This window comes from Burkholderia arboris (assembly GCF_902499125.1).
GTDB classification, from domain to species: Bacteria; Pseudomonadota; Gammaproteobacteria; order Burkholderiales; family Burkholderiaceae; genus Burkholderia; species Burkholderia arboris.
The window spans coordinates 323,814-348,232 of record NZ_CABVPX010000001.1; the positions used below are offsets into that span (position 1 = coordinate 323,814).

Genomic DNA, 24,419 nt, shown 5'->3' on the forward strand with positions numbered 1-24,419 from the left:
GTCATTCCACCTTGATCTGGATTTCCTCGCCGGCGAGGCGCACCGCGTACTGCTTCAGCGCGCGTCCGCCCGGACCCTTCAGGCATTCGCCCGTCTTGATGTCGAACACGGCCTCGTGCAGCGGGCATTCGACGGTGCCTTCGTCGACGAACCCCTGCGTCAGCAGCGCGTACGCATGCGGGCACACGTTTTCGAGCGCATACACGTCGTCGCCGACGCGGTAGATCCCGATTTCCACGCCGTCGGTCCGCTTGAACTCGATCGGCGTGTCTTCCGACAGCGCGCCGGCATGACCGGCGCAAATCCATTGTTCAGACATCTCACACCCTTCCTTCTGATCGACTCTCAGTTTGTTCCATACCCGGAACAGCAGTTTATGGATGGTGATTATAGGAGTGACTTTCCACGAGTAAAACAAAAAGCTGCATGTCCTAGGGAAAATACTGACCGGTGGGTCGGGGATCGCGCCCGACCGCCTTATCAAATGTAATTTTTCTTTGTATGGCGGGGATTTACCGGGTTTATCGAGGCGCCGCGCACCACTGCCGGGCATCGATCCGGCACCCATCCGTCCCGAAAAATTTATTTTTGATCCGGCGCTTGACGCCTCTATACTCCATTCCATCAGAGGCACACTGTTCCTTATATGGAACATAAAAATGCCCGCCGGATAGCGGACAACCGCGCGACGGACGACCGTCCGCGCGCATGCCGCCACGGCACGTTTTCATCAGGTTGGAGATTCAGGAGATCAAATGGTCAAGCATGCGGTAGCAGCAGCAGTGATCGGATTGGGCGCCGCGTCGGGCGCGTGGGCACAGAGCAGCGTGACGCTGTACGGCAGCCTGGATGCGGGTGTCGCTTACGTGAACAACGTCGGCGGCCACGCGAAATGGGCGATGATCCAGGGCAACACGCAGCCCGACCGGTGGGGCCTGAAAGGCAAGGAAGACCTCGGCAGCGGCCTGTCGGCGATCTTCCAGCTCGAAAACGGCTTCTATACGAACAACGGCCAGTTCGCGACCGCGAACACGATCTGGAACCGCGCGGCGTACGTCGGCCTCAGCTCGGAGCGCTACGGCACGCTGACGCTCGGCCGCCAGACGCCACTGACGTTCGACTATCTCGATCCGCTCAGCACGGCCTACCTCGCGATGAGCTGGTACGCGTTCCACCCCGGCAACATCGACGGGCTCGCCGCGACCGGCAACGTGCCGTACAACAACGCGGTCAAGTACCGTTCGCCGACCTTCGCGGGCTTCTCGGCCGCGGCCACGCTGGCCTTCGGCAACACGACCAACTTCTCGACCGGCAAGTCGGTCGGTGTCGCGCTGAACTATGCGAACGGGCCGTTCAAGGCGTCGGCCGTGTACTCGAACGAGCACGACCGCTCGATCCTGATCAGCCAGACGGGCATTACGTCGTTCCAGGGGCAGAACACCGCGAACGGCTACCTCGCGAACAAGGTCGAGAACATCGGCGCGGGCGCGTCCTACCAGTTCGGCGACTTCCTCGTGCATGGCCTCTACACGCGCACGAAGATGCAGTCGAACGGCTATTCGGATACGTTCCAGAGCTACGACGCGGGCGTGAACTACCGCAGCAGCGCGTTCAATACGATCGCGGGCGGTGCGGCGACCACGACGCTGGCCGGCCGCCGCTGGACGCAGGTCGAGCTCGGCGACATCTACGCGTTGTCGAAGCGCACGCAGCTGTATGCGAACGTGCTCTACGAACACGGCTCGGGCGGCGCCCAGGCCGCGTTCTTCACGGCCGGCGTGTCGAGCACCGCGAACCAGGTGATCGTGCTGACCGGGATCCACCACTCGTTCTGAGCGATGCAGGGCATTCGGTGCCCGACATGAAAAGAGCGGCCCGCGGGCCGCTCTTTTTCGTTTGCGATGCCGCGTGCCGCGGCCCGTCCGACGCGCCGGCGTCAGAACATCGCGACCTTGTGGCGCGCATGCGCGAACGTCGGGTCGCTTTCGAGCGGACGGTAGTTCAGTCGCTGCGACAGATCGACCGCCGCCCCGCACACGGCTTCGACGAGCCGCTCCTTCTCGCGGGCCTCGCCGATCTCCGAGCGCGGCACCGTCGCGGTGATCGCCGCGACGATCGAGCCTGAATGATCGCGCACGGGTGCGGTCACGGCCGAAATGCCGCTCTCGAATGCCGCCTCGCTGACCGCATAGCCGAGCCGCGCGTAATGCCGCACGCGTTCGTACAGCTCGTCGACGCTGCCCGGCGTGCGCTCGGTGAACTGTTCGAGCTTTTTCTCCGGATAGAGCTGGCGCAGCGCGTCGCGCGTGAGGTCGCCCATCAGCACGTGGCCATGCACCGTCGCATGCGCGGGCAAGCGCGTGCCGACGTGCACCTTCACCGAACCGAACATCGACGCATTGCTCTGTGCCTTCGCGACGAACACGACATCGCGCTGGTCGCGAATCAGCAGATGCGTCGACAGGCCGGTCGAATCGCGCAACCGTTCGAGCACGGGCGTACCGAGATCGGTCAGTTCGAGCGAGTTCAGGTATTCGAAGCCGAGCCGCAGCACGCCGACGCCGAGCCGGAAATAGCGGTCGCCGTTCACGCGCTCGAGGAAACCGAGCGCCTCGAGCGTCTGCAGCAGGCGGAACGTGGTCGTGCGCGGAATGCCGATGCGCTTCGACAGTTCGGGCGCGCCGAGGACGGGCTCGCGCGCGGAGAATTCGGCGAGGATCCGCAGCCCGCGTTCGAGCCCCGGCACCAGATAGGACGAAGCGCCGCCGGACGACTCGTCGTCGCCGGGCGTCGCCGGATCGGGTGCGTCGCTCATCGTTGTCTTGACCATGTGGACATGGACGGAAGGAAATCAGTCACGAAACGGGTCATGGATCATCGTGGATATTCAGTCATGCTACCTCAGCGCGCGCCCGGGCTCGCACCGGTGCGCGTCGCCGCGATGCAGCATGGGCATCCACGCCTCCATGAGGCGTCATTCAAGGTCGAGAGGATAGCAGCGTTGGAGCGCGACGCCATGCGGAAATCGCCGAACGTCAGGCCGGCGGCCGCGCGGCGCGGCACGGATGCGCGGCACACGGCCGGGCAACGATGCCCGGCGTGGAACCCGACGCCGGAGCGGCTACAGGCGCGACAGATAGACGCGAATGTTCGTGCGGTCGTACGTGAAGCCGCCGGCCGGATCCGGCTGCAGCACCCGAGCCAGGTCGACCGTATGCAGCCATCCCGCGCCCAGCAGGCCGCCGTTTATCCCGCGGATCCGAGTGCCGCCGACGGCGATCGCCGCGTGAAAGACATTCGTGCCGCGCGCGAAGCCGACCGCGGTGCCCGCCGGAATGCTCGCGCGCCCGTCCCACTGATCGCCGGTCTCGAAGTTGAACCGCGTCCTCCACAGCTGACCGATCGTATCGAGCAGCGCACCGGGCGCGATCATCGCGTCGGCGCGCAGCAGATACCGGACATAGGCCGCGGCGTCGTAGCAGACGCCGCGGGATACGTACTCGTCGATGTTCGCCATCCCGAACATCAGCGCCTGCGCGTGTTTTTGCCGTTCGGCGGTACCGGATTGGGCGACATGCCCGCCTAGCTGGGTCAGTTGCATGGAAGCTCCTTTTAGGGGAAGCAGAACGTCATCGTCCCGCCAATGCAATAACCTCATATCTTATTACGATATCGGCCGACGTCGATCCGGCTCAGAACGTCATCGCGCGCGCCGCGGACGCCGACGCCGGCGCGGCGGCGTCCGCATCGGGATTCGGCGCGAGCCGCAGGCGCACGCGCAACGGTTGCAGCATGTCGCGCGGCGGCGGCTCGGCGAGCGGGCCGGCCGTCAGGAGCTGCCGCAGTGCCGCGTCCGCATCGGAATCGCCGAGCGACGCGAACTCGACGCGCGTGACGACGCCGTTCGCGCCGATCCACGCACGCACGACGATCGCGGGCGGCGGCGCATCGGCGCGCGCGTTCAGCACGCGTGTCTCGAGATAACGGTGGAGCCGGTCGGCCGCCTCGCCGTCCGCTTCGAGCCACGTCTGGAACTGCTGCCCGGCGAGCTGGCCGTAGCGGAGCCACGTTGGCGGCACGTCGGCCGTCTGCGCGAACGCCGGCGCAACGCCCAACGCCAGTACGGCGGCAGCCACGATCGCGCGCAGCCATCCGGATGCGCCCCGCCTTTGCATTTGCATTTGCTTCATCCCGCCTCCCGTTTCGACGTTGGGTCCGCCCGTCCGATCTCGATCGGCAGATACAGCCGCGTGCCGCCCCGCTGAACCAGCAGCGCGACGTTGCCGTGCGCGGCGTCGATCCCGGCCATCAGCGCACCGATGCTCGCGACCGGCGTGCCGTTGACCGACAGCACGATATCGCCGGGCTGCAAACCCGCGCGAGCGGCCTGGCCGCTCGCCTGCTCGACGACGAGTGCCTGACCGACGCCGAGCCGCAGGCGCTCCGGCTCCGTCGCCGCACGCAGCGCGAGTCCGAACCGCGCCGGGCCCTGCTCGGCACCGGCCGGCGCCGTGCCGCTGTCGACCGCGGCGACCGTCGCGATCACATGCATCGCCCGGCCCGCGCGCCACACGAGCAGGTCGGCCTGCCGCCCCGCCCGCATGCCCGCCACCGTGCCGAGCAGATCCGCCGATTCGGCGACCGGCCTGCCGTCGACCGCGAGCACGACGTCACCTGCCTGCAGGCCCGCGTGCGCGGCCGGGCCGTCCGGCTCGACCATCGTGATCAGCGCGCCATCCGGGCTCGCGAGGCCGAACGAACGCGCGAGCGCCTGGCTCACTTCCTGCACGGCCACGCCGAGCCGGCCGCGCGTGACCTTGCCGGTACGCAGCAACTGGTCCTTCACGTCGAGCGCGATATCGATCGGAATCGCGAACGCGAGCCCCTGATAGCCGCCCGTCTTCGAGAAGATCATCGAGTTGATCGCAATCACGCGGCCGCCGAGATCGAACAGCGGGCCGCCCGAATTGCCGGGGTTGATCGGCACGTCGGTCTGGATGAACGGAATTGCCTGCTCGCCGGGCAACGAGCGCGACTTCGCACTGACAATGCCCTGCGTGACGGTGTTCGCGAACCCGTACGGCGACCCGATCGCCATCACCCAGTCGCCGACTTCGGTGCGCGCCGGATCGCCGGTCGCGACGACCGGCAGGTTGTGCGCGTCGATGCGGATCACCGCGACATCGGACACCGGATCGCTGCCGATCACGCGCCCCTTGAACTGGCGCTTGTCGGTCAGCTTCACGTCGATGCTCACAGCGTCGCCGACCACGTGACGATTGGTCAGGATCACGCCGTCCGCACTGACGATGAAACCCGAGCCGAGACTCACTTCCTCCCGGTTGCCGATCACGCGCCGCGCGAGAAACGGTGCGAGCGGATGGTCGGGCGCGATGCCCGGCGGCAGCTGGATACCCATCTGCGTGACCTCGCGCGTGACGCTGATGTTGACGACGGCCGGCCCGACACGCCGGACCAGCGCGGCGAAGTTCGGCAGCGCGACGGTCGGCGGGACGGCCACCGCCTGCGCGGACCGCTCGACGGACTGTGCCGCCGCGCAGGCGCTTGCGCCTGCGTACGCGATCGCGAGCGCCCCCGCGATCGCCCGCAGCACCGCCGCCCGCTCCGTATGCCAGCCCGCTGTCATGGTGCCGCTCCTCGTCGGTTCGCGCCGGCACGCCGCCGGCTCATCGATGCCTTTGCCGCACTGGCGGCCGCCTCCGTTACCTCGGCGGCACCGCAACCGGCGCATCGGGCCGTTGCGGCGTCACCGACCGGCCCCAGTTCGAGCCGAAGCGGTTCCTCTCGGTCGACAGGTTGAACGTGCCGAGACGGTTCGACGGCTGTTTCGACAGCCGCTCCGAATCCGTTTGCGAGGCGCCCGCCTGCGCGTCGGCTTTCGGCTTCAGTTGCTCGCTCAGGCAGTCGTACGACAGCGCGCGCCGGCCGTCGACTTCCGCATCGACGCACACCGGCTTCGCCGCCGAACCCGGACCGGCCGGTGCGGACCCACCCGGGCCCGCGCGGCTGCCCTGCGCATGCGCGCCGGCCGCCAGCAGCACGCAGACGATCGCCGCGATTCCGCTCCGTTGCATCTTCATCCGCCCCTCCATCCGTGACGACTCCATCGCGGGCATGCCGTCAACCGCCCGCACCCGACACCGGCGCGCGAGCCAGGAAGCGCGCGAACGCCGCGCGATCGGCAGAGCTGACGGCCGGCTCATCCGCATCGGCATGCCGTGCCCACGCCTCGCGCATCCCGTCGACCGGCTGCCACGCGTGCACCTGCGCGCCGGTTGGATACGGCGTGACGAGCGGTTCCCGGTAGTCGACGCGGAACAGCGGCGGCGCGTCGTTGCCGGCCGTCCACAGATCGCCGGCGTCGCGCACGCTCGCGTCGAACCAGAAACGCACCCAGCGCACCGCGGGCGCGCGCGCCTCGGTGCCCGATGTATCGGCGCCTGGCATACCGGCACCGTGTGTACCGGCACCGGGCGCTGCAGCGCCCGACGCAGCGGCACCCGACGTATCCGGCACGCGCAGGAAACCGGCCAGCACGAGCAGCAAGGCCGCGAGATCGTCGTCGCGCAACATCCGGTACGACCAGAGATCCGCGACATCCGCGCACGAGATCACCGCGATGAAGCGCCCGATCGTCAGCGCGGGCCACGCACGGCGCATCAGCGCGTAATGGCGCGACCACTGCGCGATGAAACGCTCGCGATGACGGGCCGCGACCTGCACGTCGCGCGAGCCGCGAATCGTCAGCTCCTCCGGCTGGTACTGGCGCGTCGTGAGCACGCACTGCGCGGAACATCGCGCGCTCCGGTGCCGCGCATACCCGCCCGCACCGGGCAGCGGCTCCAGCGCACCGAAACACAGCGGACAATGCGTCGGCCACTCGCCGGGCCGGCCCGGCCACGGGTTCGCCTTCGGCATGCGCGGACGATCGGCGGCCGCGGCCGGGCGCCGCCGCCCGGGCGTGCGCGCGTCGGGCGCCGCGATGCGCGGCGTCGAACGGACAGTTGCCATGAGCGTGCCTACCGGGCCGACGCGAGCGCTTTCTTCAGCGCGTCTTCGTTGATCGGCGCGTTCGCGGCGAGCTTCGCGAGATAGGTTTGCGCATTCTGCTGCGTGCGCTGCGCGCGCAGCATCGCGCGCAGTTGCTCCTTCACGTCGGCCAGCGGGCGCGGCGCGGCCGCGCGACTGTCGATCAGCTTCACGACGTGAAAGCCGGCCGGCGTGCGGACCGGCGCGGACACCTGGCCCGGCTTCAGCGCATCGGCCGCCTGGCGGACCGCCGGCACCATCAGCTGGTCGGGCACGAACCCGAGGTCGCCGCCATTGGCGGCGCTCGCCTTGTCCTGCGAATTCGCCTTCGCCAGCGCCGCGAAGTCGCCGCTGCGCGCGCGGTTCGCGAGATCGGCCGCCTGCTTGCGCGCCTTCTCGAGCGTCGCTCCATCCGCGTTCGGCGGTACCGCGATATAGATCTGCGCGACGTGCAGCGCGCGCGGCGCGGTGAACGCGGCGCGGTTCGTGTCGTAGGCGGACTGAAGCTCCGCGTCCGACGGGTAGTCGGCCGGCGGCGCATTCACCGACGCCAGATAGCTGCGCACGACGATATCGCGCTGCGCCTGCTCGACGGCCGCCTGCACCTGCGCCTGTTTGTCCCAGCCCTTCGATTTCGCCTCGGCCAGCACGGCTTTCTGCGCGAGCGTCGAACGCACGACCTGGTCCAGCGCCGCGGGATCGGCCGCAAGGCGCTCGCGCCCTTCGGGGCTCACCGACTTCAACAGCCCCGCGATGTCGGCCTGCGTCACCGACGCCTGTGCGGCATTCGCGATCACGTCGTCCTGTGCGTGCGCAACCAGCGGCGCACCCAGCACGAGACTGCCTGCCACCATCGCCCGCATCTTCATCTTCGTCATCATCGTTCGATTGCCCTCTGGATTGTTCTGGATACGCGGATGCCGCGTCAGCGCGAACCTGTCAGCGTCACGCGCAGCACCAGCGGTTGCGCCATCCCGCGCGGCGGCGCAATGCCGACCGTCCGGCCGACGAGCGCCGCATGCAGCGCGGCATCGAGCGCCGGCTGCCCACCCGCCCCGCTATCGACGCGCGTCACGCGCCCGCGCCGGTCGAACCACGCGCGCACCGGCAGCACGGGCCCGTCGCCGCCGGTCCCGGCCTGCGCGTCGGCCCAGCGCTCGACGCCGGCACGCAGATCGCGTGCGGGTGCGTCGTCGCCATCGAGTACCGCGTGCAGCCACGGCGCGACGCGTTGCGCATACGCGCCCCACACTGCGGGCGCATCGCCGGCGGGCATCGCGCCGGATCGCTTGCGACCCGGCAGCCACGCGCATAGAGCGGCGGCGATCCGGCCGGCGGCGATCACGATTGCGCGGCGGCCTCGAATCCGGCCGTTGCGACGGCGGCCGATTCGCGATCCTGACTGCCCGCCGCCGTACGTGCGGCCGCCTCCTGCTCCGCCATCGCCGGACGGTTGCGCAAGTGCAGCAGGAATTCCTGGATCAGGCGATCCCACAGCTCGATCGTCGAGCGCAGGTAGCGCTCGGACACGCCGCCCGCGACGACCACGTCCATCTCCAGCGCGAGAAACGGCCCGTGGCTCGCGAGACGTGCGAAGCGCTTGGTGCGGTTCCAGTCCGCAACGAGTTCGATCGGCAATTCGCCCTGCACCTGCAGCACGCACGACAACGTGTAGTCGATGTACGGCAGCGCGGCGGGCGCCGCGTCGCTGCCCTGCGGCGCGAGCGCCGCGGCCGGGTTGCCGAAGCGCACCGCGAAACCGATGCCCTGGCTCGCGCTCATGAGCTGCACCGCGCCGTTCTGTTCGGCCGCCGTCACGCGGTAACCCGCGCGGCGCAGCACGTCGGCCAGACGGTCGGCGCTGATCGCTTCGATCGGCGCATCGTGTGCCGCGCGTTCGTCGCCGGCGTTCGGTTGTGTGTCTTGCATGTCTGTCTTCCTCGTAATCGGCGAATCGATGAAATCAAGCGAGATGCCGGGCCGCACGCTCACGGTGCGCTCGCCGCCGAAGCCGCCGCAGCAGCAGCGGCCTGACGCGTGGCCGGATCGTACTTGCCCGCATACAGCGCATCGCCGTAGCGTTGCGCGAGATCGTCGTACTTCACGCGCGCCGACTGCGCGAACGGCTGCCGCGACGAGAAGAACGTGCCGATCCCGACGTGCTCGTACGCATCGAGAATCTCGTGCCCCACGCGATACAGCTCGGCATTGTGGGCCTGGCAGGTTTTCAGTTGCGTGTCGCGCGCAGCGGCGTCCTTCTGCAGTTGCGTGTGCTGCGTATCGCGGGCGCGCGATACGGCGAGCAGGTCCTCATAGGACGACTTGTATTTCGCCAGCGACTTCGCGTCCTGCTCCCGGCCGGCCCGCTCCTGCGCGAGCGCACGCTTCGCGGCCGCCTCGGCGCCCGAATCGCCGCGCGCCGCCGCCAGTTGCCCCTGCATCGCCTTCAGTTGCGCGAGCGCGTCGTCGCGCTGCTTCTCGGCCGCCGCCTTGTCGCTTTGCAACTGCGCCTGGTTGTCCTGCAACTGGCGCAGCTCCTGCACGGTGGTGCGCAACTGGCTGCGCAGCTTGTCCTCGATGCCCTGCGCGTGCGCGCCGCCGGCCGCGAACAGCAGCGCGCCGGCCACGCCGGCCGCCAGCATCGTGCGAGTGATCGTGTTCATTCGCGGCTCCGGTCAGAAGCGAGCGTTGAGCTCGATCTGCAGCACGTCGATCGATACCGGCGGCCCGTACACTTCCTTCGAGCTCAGGTAGCGGGCCGACACCCATGTATCGCGCGCGACCGCATACGCGGCGCCGATCACGTAGCCGCGCGCGTTGGTGCCGCCGAGATGGAAGTCGGGATCGTTGAACGCGTCGAGCACGGCGTCCGGCTGCAGGTACTTGTACGCGATCGAGAAATTCCACTGGCCCTTCTCGCGCGGCTCCGGCTCGCCGACCGTCGCCTTCGCGAGGAAGCCGTTCGGGCCGCTGCGATAGTCGGCACGTGTCGCGTTCACCGTCGTCGATTCGTAGTTGTTGACCGGCAGCGACGCCGCCGCAAACGCCTTGTTGTCGTTGTACGCGAGGTTGCGCACGTATTCGCCGTCCAGGCGCAGCTTGAAGCGGTCGGCCACCACCGTGTCCCACTGCGCCTTCAGGTCGAGCAGCCGGTAGTTGTACGCGAGCCCGAAGAGTTGCGGCTGCGGCGTCATCCCCGGCGCGAGGTTCGGGTTCTGCACGATGTTGCGCAGCGCGATCAGCGTGTTGCCGCCCTGCATGAACGCCGGCGCCTGGTTGTCGGTGCTGCAGTTCGTCGCGCCGAGATACAGCGCGCACGGCGACGACAGCGTGCCGCGCATGTTCTGGAAGTCGTAGTACGCAACCGCACCGCGCAGCCGGTTCTTCGCGTCGATCTTCCAGTCCGCGCCGAACTGCGCGCCGAACATCCATTTCGTGTCGCTGCCGGCCTTGTCGGTGCTGTTCGACGGGAAGTTCTCGCTCGTGTACTGGATCGGGAACACGCCGAGCGTGCCGAACAGCGTGACGTCCGGATTCCACGGCAGCGCATGGCGCAGGTTCGCGGCCAGCCCGTCCATCATCAGGTCGTCGGAGAACACGAGATCCGACTTGAAGAACGGATTGTCGAAACGGCCGGCCGTCAGGTTCAGCCACGAGGTCGGCTTGTATGCGAAGAACGCCTTGTTCAGCCAGATGTTCTTCTTCCCCCAGCCGCCGCCGGCAGTCGACGTCGTCGATACGGGCCCGTTGTCGTTGCCGCTCGCGAGCTGGAGGCCGGCCGTCATGTCGTCGGACAGCGTCGCGGTCACGCCGAGCCGCGCACGGTAGCGCAGCAGGTTGTTGCGGTTCTGCGTGGTGTTCTGCGTCGGCAGCTGCGTCGTGTTGGTGTTCGGGTTGATGTCGAACCCGCCGCCCTGGTTGATCGCCGCGAAGTTCGTGACGTTGTTCGCGTTACGGCTGCCGTAGAAGTGATACTCGTCGCGCACGCGCAGGTCGCCGTCGAGCTTGATGCGCGACACCCAGTCGGGGAACGTGTTCGGCTGCGCCCAGTTCTCGGACTTCGCCTGCGCGATCACTTCCTGCTTCACCTGGTCGCGGATCTGGTCGCGCACGAGCTGCGGCACATACGGCACCGCGACGTCGCCCGGCTGCGTCGGCGGGTTGACCACGCCGCCCGCCACGACCGGTGCGCCCGACGCGCGGGCCGCCCTGGCCTGCGTGGCTTCGGTACGCGCCTCGCTGATCAGCTGGTTCGCATTCTGCTGCGTGAGCACGCCGCGCTTGACGAGCAGGTTGATCAGGTTGATCACCACGCTTTCCGTCGGCGCGGCCTTCCCCGATGCCGCCTGCGCCTCGAGCGACTGCCCGTGCGCGACGGATGCGCAGGTCAACCCGAGCATGACCACGGCGGCACTGACACGCGAGCGCCTCATCTGCACTCCTTCATTGCCGTCATGCTCGCCGCAATTTCTCTTCTTCCGAATCATTCCAGCTCTCCGCGTATCTACTGTATTTTTCCTGGCACAGCCCTCTCGCCGGACCCGCCCCGTGATTCCCGTACCGCCCCCGTCTAGCTCCGTCCGGTCAAAGTCACCCACTTCGGATAACGCACGCCGGGAGGCGGTGGTTCGTCGATCTTGCCGATCGACTCGATCGACGCGACGATCGCCGCATCCAGCCTCGGATCGCCGGTCGATTGCGTAATCTCGACCTTCGTGATGTGCCCGGCTGGGTCCAGCCACAGATTCAGGCGGACCGTGTACCGATTGCCGCCTGCCTCCTGCACGTGCTTGTCCTGCTGAACCGCGTGTTGAAAGACGCTGCTGAGATACTGCGAGTAACCGTCACTGCCAAACGTCCCGCCGCCCCCACCACTGCCGACCATCCCCGAGCCGTCGCCCGCGCCGATGCCGAAGTTGTCGCTGCCGGCCTGCGCATCGGCATTCATCGTCATCTGCTTCGGCTGGTTGTCCGACGGCTTCGGCGCCTCGGACGGCTTCGGCGCGATCGTCGGCCGGTCGACGGGCGTCTTGACCTCTTCCTTCACCTTCTCGGGCGGCGGCTTCTGCTTCGGCGGCGGAGGGGGCGGCGGCAACGGGATCACCGTCGTCACCTGCGGCGCGCTCACGCGCTTCACGCCCGCGGTATCGCCCGCGAAACGCCAGATCAGCGCGGCCAGCCCCGCGAGCACGAGCGCGATCGCAACCGGCTTCACGAAGCGGCCGGGGCCTTTCTGCGGCGGGCCGCCGTTGTAGGTCATTTCCATCGCGTCAGCCGCCCTGCTTCGCCTTGCCGGTCACGAGCCCGACCTGCGACAGGTCGAGGCGGCGCAACAGGTCGAGCACGTCCATGACCTTCTGGTACTGCACGGCCGCGTCGCCCTTCAGCACGATCGGGAATTCCGGATTGGTCGCCTTCTCGGTGCGCAGCCGGCTTTCGAGTTCGTCCATCGTCACCGGATACGCGTCGAGGAACACCTGCCCCGAATCGGCGACCGTGATCGCCTTCGTCTTCGGCTTCGCGAGACTCGCGGACGAGCTCGCCTTCGGCAGGTCGACCTTGATGCCCTGCACCGACGCGGTCGTCATGATGATGAAGATGATCAGCAGCACGTACGCGAGGTCGAGCATCGGCGTGATGTTGATGTCGTCGTACGGCTTGTCGTCGTCCTGAACCTGCATGGTGGTCTCCTGCGTGCGGTCAGTCGGCCAGCACCGCGTGATCGGGCGCGCGGTGGGCTTCGGCGAGGCGCGTGACGAATTCGTCGACGAACACCTGCATGTTCGCGGTCACGTTCTTGTTGCGGATCAGCAGGTAGTTGTAGCCGAACAGCGCCGGAATCGCGACGAACAGGCCCGTCACCGTCGCGAGCAGCGCGGCCGCGATACCCGGTGCGATCGCGTTCACGTTCACGTCGCCGGCCGCCGCGATCGCCGCGAACGTGATCATCACGCCGACCACCGTGCCGAGCAGGCCGAGGAACGGGCCGCCCGAGATCGCGATCGTCAGCAGCACCATCGATTTCGACAGCTTCTGGTTCTCGCGCACGAGCGTCGCGTCCATCGACGCGCGGATCGCCTCGATCGATTCGGACGTGATCACCGTGCGGCCGTTGCCGTCCACGCGGCTGTGAATCTCATGCACGCCGGCCTGGTACAGCCGGTACAGCGACGACTGGTACAGCCGGCGGCCGTCGACGCTCGCTTCGTCGACATGCGCGAGACCGACCAGGTGACGCCCGGCCACTTCGCGGAAGCGCTGCACGAAATACAGGTTCGCCTTGTCCACCGTGCCGACGTAGCGCGCCTTCGTCCACATCACGACCCACGACACGAGCGCCATGCCGAGCAGGATCGCGATCACGACCCACGCATCGACGGTCACCGACTGCACGATCACGCCGAAGTAGCCGAACCCGAAGCCCGACTGCTTTTCATCGGCGCCGTACGCGACGAGCTTCGATTCCGAGCCCTGCGCGAGCGCGTCGACGGCGATCGCCGCCGGCGAACGCGCGATCTTCGACAGACGCAGTTCGTCGAGCGCACCCGCATACGCGGCAAACCCGGCCGGTGCACCGGCGGCGTCCGCACCGACCGTCGCCGCGCCGTTCAGCGCCGGCAGCGTCGCCGCGACCTGCGCGGCCTGCTTGCCGTTCACGTAGACGGTCAGGTTCTTGCCGTCGGCCGTGACGGCGAGATGGGTCCACTGGTTCGCCGCGACCGGCGGGACGGCCGGCGTGCGCACCGGCGCCGGATTGTTGGCCGCGCCGTCGGCTTCCGCGAACGGCACACCGTTGTCGAGACCGATCAGCAGCGCGTTCGCGCCGTCGCGGTGGCTGTACAGCAGCGTGTTCGCCGCCAGCGCCGACGGCTTCACCCACACGCTGAACGTGAAGCTGCCACCGGCCGGCACATTCAACGACGCGCTCGCCGGCAGCGTCAGCGACCCCGTGCCGTCGAACCGCGCGCCCTTGCCGACGATGCCGTCCTCGACCGTGCGGAACGACGCGTTCGGCGCGTTGTTGCCGTACGCAGTCGCATCCTTCGGCGGAGCGCCCGCCGCGCCGTTGAAGTGGTAGACGAGCGTGTAGTCCGCATCGAACGTCTCGGCCGGCTTGCCGCCGTCCGGCGCCTTCTTGTTGCCGTAGTACATCCAGATCGACTCGGCGGCGCCGGCCGGCATCTTCGGCACGTCGACCCAGATGAGGGCGACGCCGAGCACCGGATCGTATTGCTCGACATGGAAATTCAGCGGCGTCTTGTCGTCGGCGGCGACGAAGCGGATATCCGCGCCGTTGTCGGCCAGCCCGTCGAACTGGAAGTTGCCGGCATGCAGGCGGATCAGCAGCGGCACGCGGCCGGCCGATTCCGCGAGGTTCGCGCCTTTCGCGCTCGCGTCGATCGTGATCGCCTTCCGGTACGACCAGTCGTTCTGCCACCATGCGTTCGCGATGCCGGGCAATACGCCGAGCATCACCGCCAACAGGAAAAACAAGACTCGCTTCACGATCCACTCCCCGAATGGGCGGGCGCCGCGCTCGTCGCATCGCCCCGCCACGATCAAAAAAACCGTCAGAACCCCAGCCTTACGTAGAAATCGAACCGCGGGCTGTACTGCCGCGTATAGACGCCCGCCTTCAACGGCCAGCCCGCCTCGAAATCCGCGCTCGCGTACTTCATGAGCTGCAGCCGCGTGCCGACGCCGACGCTCATCAGGTTGAAACGCGCCGTCTGCTCCGGCAGCGGGCTCAGCAGCCACAGGTGCGCCGCGTCGAAAAATGCGTGGAAGCGCCACTCGTTCAGGCGGCTGCCGACCGCGCCGCCGAGCCACTTCGCGACCGACGGGCTGCGCAGCTCGACCGACGCGATCACGCCGCTGTCGGCCGTGTTCTCGGCCTGCATGTAGCCGCGCACGCTGTTCATCCCGCCCGCGGCGAACTGCTCGCTCGACACGAGCGGCGAGTTCGAGATCTGTGCGTTCACGTGCGCATTGGCCTGCATGTCGTTCGCGAAGCGCTGCGTGTGGTTCACGTCGAACTTGCCGTACACGAAATCGGGCGTCGCGTTGTAGCGCTTGTTGTCCCAGGCGCCCCAGTCGCTGCCGAGGCCGCGGATGTTGGTCGTCAGCGACGCGGAGAACGACGTCTGCGAGTTCTTCAGGCTCAGCTGGCCGTTGTACGACAACGTCACCGGCACGTACGTGAGCGGCGCCTTCGAACCGCCCTGGCCCGGCAGCGACACGTCTTCGTCGTAATGCTTGCGGTCGATCTCGATGCTGACCGAATGCGCGTAGGTCTCCGACGCCGGCAGTGAATAGATCGCGGTGAAGCCGTACGTGGTGCCCTTGCCGAGCACGTTGGTGTTGCCGACCGACGCCACGTTGCTGTCCGAATGCACGACCGTCGCGAGGAAGCTCCAGCGCGAATCCTTGATCGGCGCGAGATACGAGAACGCGTAGACACGCGCATCGTTCGGATGCTGCGGCGCGATCACATAGGTGCCGGAAATCACGTGGCCGAGCTGCCAGAGATTCGAATAGCTGAGGCTCGCGGTCGTGCGCAGCGTCGACGTGCCCGGGCTGTTGTCGTTGTTCAGTTCGAGCGAGCCGTGCAGCGGGCTGCGATCGTCGACCTTCAGGTCGACGTCGACCGTCTGCGGCAGCGCGCCCGGTTTCAGCACCGGGATCACCTGGCGGTCCGCCGAGCGGTTCAGGTCGGTGAGCTGCTGCTGCGCCTGGTTGAAATCGGGCACCTGGCCTTCGGCGAGCGCGGGCACCGCGTCGCGAATGTTCTGCGGCGAGTTGTACTTCGCGCCGTCCACGCGCAGGCGCCCGACCTTTGCCTCGGTCACCTTCAGCAGGATCACGCCGTTCTTGACCTGCTGCTGCGGCAACTCGACGACGACCGACTGGTAGCCACGGTCCTGGTACGCCTTCTGCAACGCATCGCGCGCCGCGTTCACGTCGGCGAGCGTGCGGCCCGGCCCTTCGAACGGATACACGGCCTTCTCGATCTCGAGCGTCGGCAACATCGTGTTGCCGCGCACCACGAAGGCATTCACGTCGAACGACTGCGGAGCGGCCGGCGCCGCCTTCACGGCCGGCACGGCTTCCTGCGCATGAATGCCCGGCGCGACGCTCAACCCGCCGGCCAGCACCGCACCGGCCAGGCATCGGCAATTCAGCCGCCATCGTTCGCGTGACTTGCGGTCTACTCTCGGCGGCATGCGCCATTCCCCTTTTGTTGTTCCGGATCGCGGCGAAGCGGCCTGCACCCGCCGCTCGCTTCGCTATCAGTTGCCTGTTTCACTTTGATGACGATTGATTCGCCATCCTTATGATGATCTGCGCAATGCTTTTCCCGAATCCCGTACCCGGTGCGTTCGACCGCATCTACCGGAAAGGACGAAGCGAATCCGGAAAACCCGCAACTTGCGATGCGCATCGTCACGACCGGCCGCCCGACGACGCATCGGCACTGTTGCGTCGATCGGCGACCGCCGTCGTGCGCGGCGTACGAGTCGCCGCTCTCACCTACCTAGACGGAACCGGGCGCGCATTGCCGCAAACTTTTTTTCGCAGGCCGTCCGGCTCGACGCCGGAAACGGGACAAGGCCGCCAGCGGGCGGCCTGCAATGCGCGCGCAACGAGCACCCGCGCGCATCGCGCGGGACGTTGTGCAGGAATGTGCGTGGCCCCCGTTTCGTGTGCGTATCGTCCGCCGTGGCCGTCAAGGCGCCCGCACGTCGCGCGCATGCGCGATCGCCGGCAAACGAATTGCCGCTCCGAAGGCGTCGCGCCAGGCGCGCCCCCTGTGGCGGCACGACAATCCTCGGGTTTCAACCGGGAAGTTTTTGTGACATTCCGCTGAAGATATTCACGAAACGCCCGCGAGACCGTTTCCGCACGCCGGGTTTGCGATGCGGCGCCGTGCAACGTATCCCGGTCATGCGAAATCCTGCGGTTTGCGGCGGCCCGCTTCGTCCTAGCTATTGGGTAAAAACATCAACGACGGGATCGATCCATGTCATTCGCCACGATGTTCGCGCGGTGGCTCGCCGCTCGGCTGTCCGGCCATACCGCGACCGCCGGCCGGCAGCCTGACCTGTTCGCCGGGGCGCGGCGTCCATTGCGCTGGCGCGCGCCCTGGCTGGCCTGGCAACTGGCGTCGTGGTGCGTGCTCACGATACTCGCACCGCCGATCTGGACGATCGGCACGCTGCTGCTGATCAATGCGTCGAGCGACCAGCCGCTGTTCTGGATGCTCGCGATGGCAATCGTGCCGGTCGCCAACGGCGCCGCGATCGTCGCGACGAACCAGCGGCATCACCGCACCCCGTTCACGCGGCGCACGACGGTTGCGCTGTACCTGTTCTTCGTCGCGATGGCGGTCGGCTGCGCGCTGTTCGTCCTGCTGCTGTGGCGCTCGCATACGATCGCTTCGCTGGTCGGCCCGCTTGCCCTGACAGCCGACGGCACGCATCCCGCCACGCTCGCGTTCTGGGTGGCCGGGCTCACCGCGATGTTCGGCGTCACGTCATCTGCGCATGCGAGCATCGCACACGCGTGGCTGGCGTTCGAGCCCTGAGCGCCATCGCGCCGCGATAGCAGGAGCATGCGCATGCATCGACATGGAAGATCCGGAAAGGCGCGGCGGCCGCGCGAACGCGGCATCGCGATCGTGACGGTGCTGCTCGTCGTCGCACTGGCGGCGACGCTCGCGGCCAGCGTGCTGTGGCGCCAGCAGGTCGCGACGCGCGACGTCGAGAACCAGCGGCTGGCCACGCAGACGATGTGGATCGAACGCGCGGCGGTCGAATGGGCGCGCGCCACGCTGCGCGCGCAGAGCGCGACGTCGAACGTCACGTTCGTCGGCCAGCCGTGGTCGTCGCCGGCCGCCGACGTGCAGCTCGCCGACCTGCTGCCGCCCGATGCCGCGGCGGTCAACGCGGAACTGTCGCGCGCGTGGGTCTCGGGTCATGTCGAGGATGCGCAGGCGCGCTTCAACCTGACGAACCTCGTGATGCGCATCGCGCCCGGCAAGCCGTGGCAGGCCAACGGCGAAGGCGTGCTCGCCTACCGGCGGCTGCTCGGCCAGCTGTCGCTCGATCCCGGGCTCGCGCAGCAGACGGCCGACTACATGCTGCGCTCGCTGCGCGACACGAACGGCCCCGGCGGCTGGCCGCTGCAGCTCGTTTCCATCGACGATCTCGCGCGCGTGCCCGGCTACGATACGCATGCGATCGAGACGCTCGCGCCGTACGCGACGGTCCTGCCGGATCTCACCACCGTCAACGCCAATACCGCGGCCGAGCCCGTGCTCGTCGCCGCGATCCCGACGCTGTCGCCCAGCCAGGCCAAACGGCTCGTCGACCGGCGCGGCACCGCGTATTTCGTCAGCACCGGCGACGTCGCCGAGTACCTGCTGCCCGCGCGCGGCGGCAATCCGACGCTGCCGGACGGTTCGGTCGTCGGCGTCAACAGCACCTACTTCATCGTCCATTGCCGCGTGCATTCGCCGCGCATCAACGCGCGCGTCGACACGCTGATCGCGCGCTACGGCAGCGGCAATTTCACGTGGACCTCGGTGATCTGGGTTCACCGCCTGACGAGCTGAGCGCGACGCCCGCGCGCCGCGCCGCCGGCTAGTTCAGCGACGATTCGCTCAACGCAACCGTACGCATGCCCTGCGTCGCCGCGCCGTCGAACGACAGCCGCGTGAGGCTCGTCTCGCGCACCTCGCCGAGCAGCCGGTTCCAGTCGTCGATCGACACGAGCAGCGCGATCGGCCGGTTGTACTTGGTCACCATCACGAGCGCTTCGCCCGCGTGCCGCAGCGCCTTCGACGGATTGCTGCTGAAGTCGCGCGTCGCCATTGCGATCGTGCGCAGGCTGAACACGTTCGCGGCCGGATCGCCGCCGTCGTCGTGCAGCAGGCTTTCGAGCGTCGCCGCGCGCAGCAGCGCCTGCGATTTCGCGGACAACCGGTTGTCGCGGCGCCTGCGCCGCTCGCTGCGCGGATCGACGTGCACGGCCAGCATCCGCACGATCTGGCCGAGCGTCGCCGCCGGCAACTGGTCGTAGCGCCGCCACCAGTCGGGCGGCAGCGCGATCATCATCCCTGCGTAGGTGGCCGCGACGCCGTCGGCGATATGCGCCGGCACGCGTTCCGCGTCGCGTTCGTCGAGGCCGAGTGAGCCGGCGACGACACGCGCCATCACGCTGAACGCGTTGTACGCGAGTGCCGCGATCCCGCTCGCGAGCAGCGACGCGCGCGCGGGCACGCCGCCGAACGGCATGCCGTCGAATACGGCATCGAGCGGAAACGGCAACGCGTCGCGCCAGCGGCGGCGCGCCATCTGCATCACCTGGCACGCGTCGAACTGTTCGGCCGGCAGGTTGGTCAGCACCGCGACCGTCGCGCCGTCATCGGGCGCGTGGCGGCGCCATTCGATCCGCCTGAGCGTACCGGCCGTATCGCCGTCGCCCGCCGTGCCGACCGCCTGCTCGCGCACGTCGCCGCCGTCCAGCGGACCGGCATCGCGCCAGCCGCCGGGCGGCCGGCACGCAACCGCGGCGCCGTCATCGCGCAGCACGAACGCGCCGCCGCGGCGCGGCCAGCCCGACACGATCGCATCGGTATCGAAACGGCCGTCGACGATCCACAGCTCGCCGGGCCGCACCGTTTCCAGCAGTGCGCCGACGAACGCACGTTCGTGCGCACGGCCACGCTCGACCGGCAGCAGGTCGACGATCATCGCGAGATCCGGATCGTAGACCGGCAGCACGCGTGCGCCCGTCACGCCGATCGCCGCGTCGCGCACCGGATCGTCGCACGCGCGGCCGCAGCCGCAACCGGCTGCGGCGGGCGCGCAACCGGCGCCGTCCAGCACGCGCAGCCGCATGCCGCCGGACCCGCCCGCCCGTTCGTCGGCCCGCGCCGCCGCGACAGGCAGCAGCAGATCGGCGCTGTCCCGGACGAGCGCACGCCCCCAGCCGGCCCGCCATCGGCTCATGTCGTCGTGCAGCGCGGCCACGGCGGCGGCGGATGCGGACGACGCATTTCCCGCCGCTGGCTGCTGTACCTGAGGCATCTGCATCTGCGTCTGCGCGGCCAGTGCCGCGATCGCGTCGACCGCGAGCGCGAACAGCGTCTCGCGAATCGACTCGTCGTCGAGCGCTTCGTCCGCGTCGGCCGCCGTGTCGATCCAGTCGTCATGCAGCGCGCACTGCAGCACGAGCCGCGTCATGATCGTCATCGGGCTCTGTTCGACGAAGCGTTCCACGATCGTGCGCATCATGCGGTCACTCCCCACTGTTCGGCCAGGCCAGCCGGCTGGCCGGCGTCGCGGCGCATTCGCACTTGACGGGCCGTGCGCGACACCGCAGCATCGTGGGCGACCCGATCCGCGCGACGATGCGCCGTCGCGGCGGTCCGCCCGCAATCGATGCACGAGGCACCGGCATGTACGTAGATCCACGCGTGGCGCACGGCCGCGCCCGGTTCGACCTGAGCGGCTCCCCGCGGCTCGTCGCCGACGAGCGCCGCTGGGAAATCAGCGACGTCGTCACGCGCGGCATCGACGATTTCACCGGCGTGCGCAACCGCCGCAACCTGCTGCGGCTGCTCGAGCGCCAGATCGCGCCGAAGCTCGCGCGCCTCGGGCTCGAGCCGTACGTGGGCGCACTGGGTCACGTGGAAGGGCTGTTCGTCAATTTCTCGACGATGAGCGCCGAGCACGGCCTGCGCGAATTCCAGCTTCAATTGACGGTGCCCGATCTCGTGCTGCGCAGCTTCGCGTCGAACGCGATCCGGCCGCACGCGGTCGCGCGCTGCATGCAGCGCAACGGGGTGATGTCGCTCGCGGAAATCGAGCATGAGACGCGCATCGCGTTCGTCGCGGCGCGCGTGATGCGCTCGCTGGCCCTCGCGGAAGGCTGGCAGCAGATCGGCGTGCCGACGCCGCACGGGCTGTTCGTCGGTACGCTGACCGACGCGCACGACGTCGCGATGAATACCTATTTCCGCCCTGGCGACAACGATCGTCCGTCGCGCTGGAGCGGCTTCTCCGCCCTCTTCTCGACGATGCCGGACTGGCGGCCGGAACAGGTCCGGCACGGTGGCGAACTGCTGCATTGGATGGTCAACCATATTGTGGCCCTGCAAGAATCCGCACCGTTCGTCGAACGTTTTCCCTTTCTGCGCGAGCCGCTGCGCGACGCCGGCGATCCGCTCGACGCCGCATGGAGCGGCGCACGCGCCGGCCTGCAGCACGGGTCGCCATCCTGAATCGTGCAGCCGGGCTTTCGTGGCCCGGCCGGCGCAATCTCGCCGCGCGCCGGCCGCCGTGCGTGCACGGCGATCCGGAAGCCCATTCCGGCTCCCGTTCCCCGGTCTCCCTGCCGCGGCCCCGCTTTGCGGCCGCGCTTCATGGCCCCTCTTCACGGCCCCCTCGCTCTCTCATATACAAGGTCGAAGCGGGTGCGCCTAACCCGCAGACTTTATTGAAACGCCCGCCCATCCCGTCAATGCGTGCGCGTCGGCCCGCCCGGCTCGCCAGGTTCCTGGCGGCCGACCAGTTCCAGCACGGCCCACATCCAGATCAGTTCGCGGACCGTGCGCGCATGCTCGTCGCTCTGCGCGCGCCAGCGCCCGAAGGCGTCGCGCTCCTGTTCCGTCGTGTCGCCGGCGCGCAACCACAGCAGCCAGCGCACCGCGCCCTCGCGGATTGCGTCGGCGCGCGTGTTCGCGTCGCCGGAATCCGTATCCCGTTGCGATTCGTTCATGATCACGCCACCGCCCGAAGCTCATTCGACACACCTTCCCCGCACCGCGCATCGCTGCGCGGCCGGAGCGCTTGCCACCCACGCCTCGGGTCCGACGACGCCCCGCCGGGCCGTCACGAAAGACGGCCCGGCGTTTGCCGGCCCTCATGGATAAAGTCGTATCGAAGGGCCGTAACCCGCAGCGCGGGCAGCCCCGGCACCGGCGATGCAGCCGCCTGACGGAGAAAGGGAGAACGGAAGGAAACGGAAGACGCGGGAAGCCGCAGGAAGCCGCGTCAGCTCAGCAGCACGATGTTGCCGGGCAGGCGCGTGATGTGCGCGCCGTACAGGCGGCCGACCATGTCGATCACGTCGTCGAGCCGCGTGATCGGGAACTGCGCCTGCATCCGGTTCGCGCCGAGCGACGCGCTGCGCAGGATGACCTTGCCGTGCCGGTAGCGGTTGATCTCGTCGACGACGTCCGACAGCGGCACGCCGTTGAACACCAGCATGCCGCGCCGCCACGCGCTGACGGCGCCCGGATCGATCCGCGACACGGGCTGCACGCCGCGATCGTCGTAGACCACCTGATCGTCGGCGTTCAGCGTACGCGCACCGCGCGGATGGTTGAGCGCGACCGTACCGGACAGGCAGGTCACGCAGACCTGCGTGCCGGTGCGCCGCACGTTGAAACGCGCGACCGTCGCCTGCATGCGGCCGCCGCCCGCGACGACCGTGACGGGCTGGATCGGCGTCGCGCGGCCGGCCGGCGGCGCGACCGCGTCGATCTCCGCCTCACCCGCGACGACTTCGACGCCGTGCGGCGCATCGCTCGCCGGCAACACGTCGAGACGCGTCTGCGTATTCAGTTCGACCGTGACGCGCGACGACAGCGCAACGCTGCGCTGCTCGCCGGTGCCGGTATGGTAATCGGCCGCCATGTCGCCCAGCGAAGGCCACAGCTGCATCGGCGGGCGCAGCGCGAGCCACGACGCGCCCGCCGCGACCGCGAAGCCGATGAACGCGCGGCGCCCGGTGCGCATCGTGCGCTCGCGCTTTGCAACGTTTGCCCAGGCAGCGGCCGTGCGCTCCTCGTGCGCGAGTTCGGTTGCGGCCGTGCGCAGCGAACTCCAGGTGTCGCGCAGCAGATCGGCGGCTTGCGGACGATCTGCGCACCAGCGCTCGAACGCGTCGGCTTCGGCCTGGCTCGCGTCCCCCGAGCGCAGACGCAGCAGCCACGCACTCGCTTCGTCGAGTTCGTCGTGGGCAGGTTGGGCCTGGGCTTTCGTCATCGTCCGGATGCTCAAAATTTACGCGGGCCGCCTCGCGTGCCCGAGTACGGATCACCGTCTTCCTGCATGCGTTGCAGGCAGTACTTCATCGCCGCGCTCAGTTCGCTTTCCACGAGCCGCAGCGAAATGCCGAAATGCTCGGCGATCTCGCGGTTCAGCAGGCCGTCCACGCGGGCGGCCAGCAGGATCGCGCGGCGCCGCGGCGGCAGGCCGCGCAGCACGTCCTTCAGCGTCTCGACCTTGCGGCGCGCCGCGACGATGCGCTCGGGGTCCGCCAGCTCGTCGGGCATTTCCAGCAGCGTCTCGACATCGTCGTCGTGCAGATGACGCCGTTCGCGGCGATGCTGGTCGATTGCAACATTGTTCGCCATCCCGAGTATATAGGCGTCCGCGTTCGTCACCTGCGTGGAGACGTTCGCATTCTCGAGACGCAGCCAGGTTTCGTGCAGCGCGTCGGCGGCGCCGTCCTTCGACCCCGTCACGCGCTCGAGGCGCCTGACGAGATACGCGTAGCGCGTCGCCAGCAGATTCCGGAGCCCGCTGCGGTTGCTGTCGGACATGGCGGCCTAGCCCCGAACCGCCGGCTGCGGCGCCGGACAGCGGAAATGCACGCCGTTGCCGGCCGGCCGCAGCAGGATCGTGACCGGCTGCGGCAGGTCCGCAGGCGGCGCGTCGTCCAGCTTCAATGCACGCAGCGCGCGCATTACCGCCGCGTCGCGGGCGGCCGAACCGCTCGATGCCACCATGTTGACCGCCACCACCGCCCCCCTGTTGTCGATGCGCACCTGCGCGACGAGTCGATAGCTGCCCGGCACGGCCGCAGGCTGCGCGCAGAGCGCATCGATCAGATGCGCCTGCAGCAGGCCCGCGAACGCGCGCCGATCGCCGGAATCGCCGATCCCGTCGATCGGCAAGGCCGCATCCGGCGGCCTGTCGGCCGTCGCGGGCGCCATCTCGGCGGCCGGCTGCGCGACGATGATCGCTTCGTCCGGACGCGAGAATTCCGCACGCAACCCCGTTCCGGCCAGCATCCGCTCGAGCGCGTCGCGCGGCGCGAATTCACCCTGGACCGGCGCACTCGTGCGCCCGTCGAGCAGCGGCGCCGGCGCCAGCACGATCAGCTCGGTGAGCCGCGCGAAGTCCTGCAAGGTCTTCGCGAGCGGCTGCGCGGGCAGATCGAAATGCACCGCGCTACCCGGCTGACGGCCGATGGACCCGGGCTCCTGCGCGTGCACGCCGCGCATGCACAGCACGACGAACGCGAGCCACGCGACGAGCGCCAGGACACCGGTCGGCGCCCGTGAACGAGTCATG

The 24,419-nt window shown here is 68.6% G+C and carries 25 protein-coding genes; 4 read left to right on the forward strand and 21 right to left on the reverse strand.

Features of this window, described 5'->3' with window-relative positions; translation table 11 throughout:
- Position 1 precedes the first annotated feature (1 nt).
- Complete coding sequence (locus BLA15945_RS01430; protein WP_006489883.1) at positions 2-319, reverse strand: non-heme iron oxygenase ferredoxin subunit; 318 nt, start codon at positions 317-319, stop codon at positions 2-4.
- 436 nt (positions 320-755) lie between these two features.
- Here BLA15945_RS01430 and BLA15945_RS01435 point away from each other — a divergent pair, with 436 nt between their 5' ends.
- Complete coding sequence (locus BLA15945_RS01435; protein ID WP_059240094.1) at positions 756-1,835, forward strand: porin; 1,080 nt, start codon at positions 756-758, stop codon at positions 1,833-1,835.
- 101 nt (positions 1,836-1,936) lie between these two features.
- Here the strand turns inward: BLA15945_RS01435 and BLA15945_RS01440 are convergent, their stop codons facing one another.
- The 15 genes from BLA15945_RS01440 to BLA15945_RS01510 all read right to left on the reverse strand — a co-directional run bounded on the left by BLA15945_RS01440 (position 1,937) and on the right by BLA15945_RS01510 (position 16,274).
- Positions 1,937-2,830, reverse strand: coding sequence for an IclR family transcriptional regulator (locus tag BLA15945_RS01440; protein WP_059240092.1), 894 nt, complete (start codon positions 2,828-2,830; stop codon positions 1,937-1,939).
- 291 nt (positions 2,831-3,121) lie between these two features.
- Complete coding sequence (tecA, locus tag BLA15945_RS01445) at positions 3,122-3,601, reverse strand: type 6 secretion system effector deamidase TecA (RefSeq protein WP_059240090.1); 480 nt, start codon at positions 3,599-3,601, stop codon at positions 3,122-3,124.
- 91 nt (positions 3,602-3,692) lie between these two features.
- Entirely contained in the window at positions 3,693-4,175 is a 483-nt protein-coding gene (locus tag BLA15945_RS01450; protein WP_407045079.1) for a YbaB/EbfC family DNA-binding protein, read from the reverse strand.
- An 11-nt stretch (positions 4,176-4,186) separates the two neighbouring features.
- Positions 4,187-5,647: a Do family serine endopeptidase gene (locus BLA15945_RS01455; RefSeq protein WP_174991287.1), complete on the reverse strand. Its 1,461-nt coding sequence runs from the start codon at positions 5,645-5,647 to the stop codon at positions 4,187-4,189.
- A gap of 76 nt (positions 5,648-5,723) precedes the next feature.
- Entirely contained in the window at positions 5,724-6,101 is a 378-nt protein-coding gene (locus BLA15945_RS01460) for a hypothetical protein (RefSeq protein ID WP_059240086.1), read from the reverse strand.
- Between the two features lie 40 nt (positions 6,102-6,141).
- Entirely contained in the window at positions 6,142-7,032 is an 891-nt protein-coding gene (locus tag BLA15945_RS01465; RefSeq protein WP_059240084.1) for a hypothetical protein, read from the reverse strand.
- Positions 7,033-7,040: 8 nt separating this feature from the next.
- Complete coding sequence (locus tag BLA15945_RS01470) at positions 7,041-7,931, reverse strand: peptidylprolyl isomerase (protein WP_174991288.1); 891 nt, start codon at positions 7,929-7,931, stop codon at positions 7,041-7,043.
- 44 nt (positions 7,932-7,975) lie between these two features.
- The gene (locus tag BLA15945_RS01475) at positions 7,976-8,326 is read right to left on the reverse strand and encodes a hypothetical protein (protein ID WP_174991289.1); all 351 of its coding nucleotides are present in this window, start codon (positions 8,324-8,326) and stop codon (positions 7,976-7,978) included.
- Between the two features lie 65 nt (positions 8,327-8,391).
- Positions 8,392-8,979 carry a YbjN domain-containing protein gene (locus tag BLA15945_RS01480; protein WP_059240079.1) on the reverse strand — a complete coding sequence of 196 codons (588 nt, stop codon included), beginning with the start codon at positions 8,977-8,979 and terminating at the stop codon, positions 8,392-8,394.
- 59 nt (positions 8,980-9,038) lie between these two features.
- Positions 9,039-9,713 carry a hypothetical protein gene (locus BLA15945_RS01485; RefSeq protein WP_174991290.1) on the reverse strand — a complete coding sequence of 225 codons (675 nt, stop codon included), beginning with the start codon at positions 9,711-9,713 and terminating at the stop codon, positions 9,039-9,041.
- Positions 9,714-9,725: 12 nt separating this feature from the next.
- Positions 9,726-11,483: a putative porin gene (locus BLA15945_RS01490; RefSeq protein WP_233464097.1), complete on the reverse strand. Its 1,758-nt coding sequence runs from the start codon at positions 11,481-11,483 to the stop codon at positions 9,726-9,728.
- Positions 11,484-11,620: 137 nt separating this feature from the next.
- Positions 11,621-12,310 (reverse strand): energy transducer TonB family protein, encoded by a 690-nt coding sequence (locus BLA15945_RS01495; RefSeq protein WP_063805287.1) that lies wholly within the window; start codon positions 12,308-12,310, stop codon positions 11,621-11,623.
- 10 nt (positions 12,311-12,320) lie between these two features.
- Complete coding sequence (locus tag BLA15945_RS01500; protein WP_027780971.1) at positions 12,321-12,731, reverse strand: ExbD/TolR family protein; 411 nt, start codon at positions 12,729-12,731, stop codon at positions 12,321-12,323.
- Between the two features lie 19 nt (positions 12,732-12,750).
- Positions 12,751-14,556: a DUF2341 domain-containing protein gene (locus BLA15945_RS01505; RefSeq protein ID WP_059240963.1), complete on the reverse strand. Its 1,806-nt coding sequence runs from the start codon at positions 14,554-14,556 to the stop codon at positions 12,751-12,753.
- Between the two features lie 65 nt (positions 14,557-14,621).
- Positions 14,622-16,274, reverse strand: coding sequence for a ShlB/FhaC/HecB family hemolysin secretion/activation protein (locus BLA15945_RS01510; protein WP_233464098.1), 1,653 nt, complete (start codon positions 16,272-16,274; stop codon positions 14,622-14,624).
- 797 nt (positions 16,275-17,071) lie between these two features.
- On the opposite strand from BLA15945_RS01510, the gene BLA15945_RS01515 reads away from it, so the two are divergent.
- Together BLA15945_RS01515 and gspK are read left to right on the forward strand one after the other, a co-directional pair.
- On the forward strand, positions 17,072-17,635 hold the full coding sequence (locus BLA15945_RS01515; protein WP_059240070.1) for a hypothetical protein: 564 nt from the start codon (positions 17,072-17,074) through the stop codon (positions 17,633-17,635).
- A 33-nt stretch (positions 17,636-17,668) separates the two neighbouring features.
- Positions 17,669-18,664, forward strand: coding sequence for a type II secretion system minor pseudopilin GspK (gspK, locus tag BLA15945_RS01520; protein WP_059240961.1), 996 nt, complete (start codon positions 17,669-17,671; stop codon positions 18,662-18,664).
- A gap of 28 nt (positions 18,665-18,692) precedes the next feature.
- Here gspK and BLA15945_RS01525 read toward each other — a convergent pair whose 3' ends face one another.
- The gene (locus BLA15945_RS01525) at positions 18,693-20,348 is read right to left on the reverse strand and encodes a type II toxin-antitoxin system Phd/YefM family antitoxin (RefSeq protein WP_174991292.1); all 1,656 of its coding nucleotides are present in this window, start codon (positions 20,346-20,348) and stop codon (positions 18,693-18,695) included.
- A 164-nt stretch (positions 20,349-20,512) separates the two neighbouring features.
- Between BLA15945_RS01525 and BLA15945_RS01530 the strand changes: the two genes are divergently transcribed.
- Positions 20,513-21,337: a hypothetical protein gene (locus BLA15945_RS01530; RefSeq protein WP_059240960.1), complete on the forward strand. Its 825-nt coding sequence runs from the start codon at positions 20,513-20,515 to the stop codon at positions 21,335-21,337.
- Between the two features lie 236 nt (positions 21,338-21,573).
- On the opposite strand, the gene BLA15945_RS01535 is transcribed toward BLA15945_RS01530, so the two are convergent.
- The 4 genes from BLA15945_RS01535 to BLA15945_RS01550 all read right to left on the reverse strand — a co-directional run bounded on the left by BLA15945_RS01535 (position 21,574) and on the right by BLA15945_RS01550 (position 24,418).
- Entirely contained in the window at positions 21,574-21,834 is a 261-nt protein-coding gene (locus BLA15945_RS01535) for a FecR/PupR family sigma factor regulator (RefSeq protein ID WP_174991293.1), read from the reverse strand.
- Between the two features lie 275 nt (positions 21,835-22,109).
- Positions 22,110-23,105 (reverse strand): FecR family protein, encoded by a 996-nt coding sequence (locus tag BLA15945_RS01540; protein ID WP_059240064.1) that lies wholly within the window; start codon positions 23,103-23,105, stop codon positions 22,110-22,112.
- A gap of 11 nt (positions 23,106-23,116) precedes the next feature.
- Positions 23,117-23,665 carry an RNA polymerase sigma factor gene (locus tag BLA15945_RS01545; protein WP_059240062.1) on the reverse strand — a complete coding sequence of 183 codons (549 nt, stop codon included), beginning with the start codon at positions 23,663-23,665 and terminating at the stop codon, positions 23,117-23,119.
- 6 nt (positions 23,666-23,671) lie between these two features.
- Positions 23,672-24,418, reverse strand: a complete 747-nt coding sequence (locus tag BLA15945_RS01550; RefSeq protein ID WP_174991294.1) for a secretin and TonB N-terminal domain-containing protein — start codon at positions 24,416-24,418, stop codon at positions 23,672-23,674.
- Position 24,419: the final 1 nt, after the last annotated feature.

Coding starts and splice junctions, on each gene's coding strand:
- BLA15945_RS01430 (WP_006489883.1), bottom strand. CDS start 319: ATGTCTGAACAATGGATTTGCGCCGGTCATGCCGGCGCGCTGTCGGAA.
- BLA15945_RS01435 (WP_059240094.1), top strand. CDS start 756: ATGGTCAAGCATGCGGTAGCAGCAGCAGTGATCGGATTGGGCGCCGCG.
- BLA15945_RS01440 (WP_059240092.1), bottom strand. CDS start 2,830: ATGGTCAAGACAACGATGAGCGACGCACCCGATCCGGCGACGCCCGGC.
- tecA (WP_059240090.1), bottom strand. CDS start 3,601: ATGCAACTGACCCAGCTAGGCGGGCATGTCGCCCAATCCGGTACCGCC.
- BLA15945_RS01450 (WP_407045079.1), bottom strand. CDS start 4,175: ATGCAAAGGCGGGGCGCATCCGGATGGCTGCGCGCGATCGTGGCTGCC.
- BLA15945_RS01455 (WP_174991287.1), bottom strand. CDS start 5,647: ATGACAGCGGGCTGGCATACGGAGCGGGCGGCGGTGCTGCGGGCGATC.
- BLA15945_RS01460 (WP_059240086.1), bottom strand. CDS start 6,101: ATGAAGATGCAACGGAGCGGAATCGCGGCGATCGTCTGCGTGCTGCTG.
- BLA15945_RS01465 (WP_059240084.1), bottom strand. CDS start 7,032: ATGGCAACTGTCCGTTCGACGCCGCGCATCGCGGCGCCCGACGCGCGC.
- BLA15945_RS01470 (WP_174991288.1), bottom strand. CDS start 7,931: ATGATGACGAAGATGAAGATGCGGGCGATGGTGGCAGGCAGTCTCGTG.
- BLA15945_RS01475 (WP_174991289.1), bottom strand. CDS start 8,326: ATGCCCGCCGGCGATGCGCCCGCAGTGTGGGGCGCGTATGCGCAACGC.
- BLA15945_RS01480 (WP_059240079.1), bottom strand. CDS start 8,979: ATGCAAGACACACAACCGAACGCCGGCGACGAACGCGCGGCACACGAT.
- BLA15945_RS01485 (WP_174991290.1), bottom strand. CDS start 9,713: ATGAACACGATCACTCGCACGATGCTGGCGGCCGGCGTGGCCGGCGCG.
- BLA15945_RS01490 (WP_233464097.1), bottom strand. CDS start 11,483: ATGAGGCGCTCGCGTGTCAGTGCCGCCGTGGTCATGCTCGGGTTGACC.
- BLA15945_RS01495 (WP_063805287.1), bottom strand. CDS start 12,310: ATGACCTACAACGGCGGCCCGCCGCAGAAAGGCCCCGGCCGCTTCGTG.
- BLA15945_RS01500 (WP_027780971.1), bottom strand. CDS start 12,731: ATGCAGGTTCAGGACGACGACAAGCCGTACGACGACATCAACATCACG.
- BLA15945_RS01510 (WP_233464098.1), bottom strand. CDS start 16,274: ATGCCGCCGAGAGTAGACCGCAAGTCACGCGAACGATGGCGGCTGAAT.
- BLA15945_RS01515 (WP_059240070.1), top strand. CDS start 17,072: ATGTCATTCGCCACGATGTTCGCGCGGTGGCTCGCCGCTCGGCTGTCC.
- gspK (WP_059240961.1), top strand. CDS start 17,669: ATGCATCGACATGGAAGATCCGGAAAGGCGCGGCGGCCGCGCGAACGC.
- BLA15945_RS01525 (WP_174991292.1), bottom strand. CDS start 20,348: ATGATGCGCACGATCGTGGAACGCTTCGTCGAACAGAGCCCGATGACG.
- BLA15945_RS01530 (WP_059240960.1), top strand. CDS start 20,513: ATGTACGTAGATCCACGCGTGGCGCACGGCCGCGCCCGGTTCGACCTG.
- BLA15945_RS01535 (WP_174991293.1), bottom strand. CDS start 21,834: ATGAACGAATCGCAACGGGATACGGATTCCGGCGACGCGAACACGCGC.
- BLA15945_RS01540 (WP_059240064.1), bottom strand. CDS start 23,105: ATGACGAAAGCCCAGGCCCAACCTGCCCACGACGAACTCGACGAAGCG.
- BLA15945_RS01545 (WP_059240062.1), bottom strand. CDS start 23,665: ATGTCCGACAGCAACCGCAGCGGGCTCCGGAATCTGCTGGCGACGCGC.
- BLA15945_RS01550 (WP_174991294.1), bottom strand. CDS start 24,418: ATGACTCGTTCACGGGCGCCGACCGGTGTCCTGGCGCTCGTCGCGTGG.